2 protein-coding genes are annotated in these 2411 nt (G+C 49.5%); both read right to left on the bottom strand.

Features of this window, described 5'->3' with window-relative positions; genetic code table 11:
• Positions 1-952, bottom strand: a 952-nt coding sequence (locus K8S15_05555) for a hypothetical protein (protein MCD4775502.1), incomplete at its 3' end; no start/stop codon positions are given.
• A gap of 59 nt (positions 953-1011) precedes the next feature.
• Positions 1012-2411: T9SS type A sorting domain-containing protein (locus K8S15_05550; protein ID MCD4775501.1), on the bottom strand; the 1400-nt coding region annotated here is incomplete at its 5' end.

The raw sequence follows: 2411 nt of genomic DNA, 5'->3' as shown, positions 1-2411 counted from the left end.
TGCAGTCGGAATTGTAAACATAGTCCAGCCACAGTTCGTTACCCTCATAATCATACCTGACGATCATACCTGAGTATACCTGCCAGGGATAATCAGGGTTGGGTACGTTCTGCCCCCCATATATGTAACCCTGATCCATCGTTCTGTTGACGGAGTAGCCTTCAGGGAAACCATAACCAGAAACACCATGATACCAGATCGCATTGCCCAGGGAATCAGTATGAGCAATCTTAGCATTATTATTAGTGACGATGGTGTATCCTCCATCAGAAGGAGAGTAGCACATGTCAACGCCTTCGTCCCCACCCAGAGCGGCTATTCTCACCTCACTCAGGAGATTGCCGTTAAGGTCGTAGGTAAGCAGATGTGTACCTTTTGCAGAGTCCGGATGAATCCTGCCAAACGAGAGAACCTTGAGAAGTCCATCATTGTAGATCACTCTCCTGGCGTGATTCATGCTGTACTCTCCCCAGATGTCAGTCCAAAGCGTGTCTCCGTTCGAATCGGTTCTCAGGAGCCAGGCCTGATCCATGCCTGTCTGTGGGTTTATCTCTCCACATACAGCAAAACCTCCGTCGGGGAGCGGGAGGATGCAATAGCCTATTTCATACGAATCTTCGAAACCGAATAGTCTTTTCCATTCCTCGTTGCCTTCCGCATCGATCCTGGCGATGAACAACGTATAGCTGGATGATGAAGATAGACGACAGCAGCCGGTTGCGATATATCCTCCGGAGGGAACTTCTTCGATCCAGCGGGCGTGCTGGTAGTAGTCGTACCCGCTGACGCCATACTCCCATACTAAATTGCCATACGAGTCAAACAGAAATACGCTTTTATCTGGTCCGCTACCTTTACGCCCTGCAACGATGAAACCACCATCGGAAGTCTCGTGTACATCGTAAAAGTACGATGCAAGCTCATTCGTCCAGATTATAACGGGCGGATCCATTGCTCCTGCCTGCGTAAACAGAATAAGCAAGAACGTTGTGATGCAAAACTTCATCGCTGTCACCTCACTACCAGTACGCATTTCGATATCTGTACGTCCTGCTCGGTCCTGAGCATCACGATGTAGCAGCCCGAAGGAAGTTCACCCGGATACCACACGGAAGTGTGCTCGCCGCCATCGAGTATAGAATCCTCCAGTTCCCCTGCAAGCCTGCCTGTAAGATCGTAGACCGAAAGAGACACGCACATCCTCTCGGGAAGACTGTATCCAATGCTCAGGCTGGAAGTGAAGGGATTGGGACAGGGCGCGTTCAGAAGCACCGAATGGGGAAGTCCCTCCCGATCACCTATCCCTGTCTCGGGCTCGTAGCGTATCAGGAGGCCCTGTCCATTAGTTGTGTTCCCCGCAGCGATGTATCCACCCTGAGAGAGCTGCCTTATGGAATAGATGCACATGCAGTCCGATTCGTACACAAAGTCCCACCATATCTGATTCCCTTCGGAATCGATCCTTATCACCATGCCGGGATAGTCGTTATCCGCTTCTATGGGAAAGGGAGTGTTTTCACCTCCATAGATATAACCTCCATCCATCGTCGCGTTGATGGACCAGCCGTATGGATCCGATGAAGCCATAGGATTCGGTATTATCCATTCGAGGTTACCAAGACTGTCTACATGAGCTATCTTGGGATGGTGATTAGTGACGATGGTGTATCCTCCATCAGAAGGAGAGTAGCACATGTCAACGCCTTCGTCCCCACCCAGAGCGGCTATTCTCACCTCACTCAGGAGATTGCCGTTAAGGTCGTAGGTAAGCAGATGTGTACCTTTTGCAGAGTCCGGATGAATCCTGCCAAACGAGAGAACCTTGAGAAGTCCATCATTGTAGATCACTCTCCTGGCGTGATTCATGCTGTACTCTCCCCAGATGTCAGTCCAAAGCGTGTCTCCGTTCGAATCGGTTCTCAGGAGCCAGGCCTGATCCATGCCTGTCTGTGGGTTTATCTCTCCACATACAGCAAAACCTCCGTCGGGGAGTGTTGTCACACAGTATCCGCATTCAACTGATCCTGTGGGACCATATATTTTAGTCCATACTTCATCACCTTGCGAATCATACTGTGCCAATAGAAGCCCAACACTTGAAATACTTGTCTCCCTCCCTGCACCTGTTACGATGAAACCCCCATCGTTCAGTTCTTCAACCCAATGCCCAACTTGCGTATAGAGATCCGAGCTTGCGGTCCAAACGGTATCACCGTTTACATCGAATAAGCAGATGGCAAATTGTGGAACCATTGTAGAATACATAGCCGCAATATAGTTTCCATTACTTGTCTCATGAATATCACGGAAGCAGGAGTAATATCCATCGAAATAAGTCCTCTCCCACATGATAGCAGGCGGATCCATTGCTCCTGCCTGCGTAAACAGAATAAACAAGAACGTTGTGATGG

The organism is Candidatus Aegiribacteria sp. (genome assembly GCA_021108005.1).
In the GTDB taxonomy this organism is placed as follows: Bacteria; Fermentibacterota; Fermentibacteria; order Fermentibacterales; family JCC-6; genus Aegiribacteria.
The sequence above is the reverse complement of the archived record's forward strand: the minus strand, read 5'-3'. Positions and strand labels throughout refer to the sequence as shown.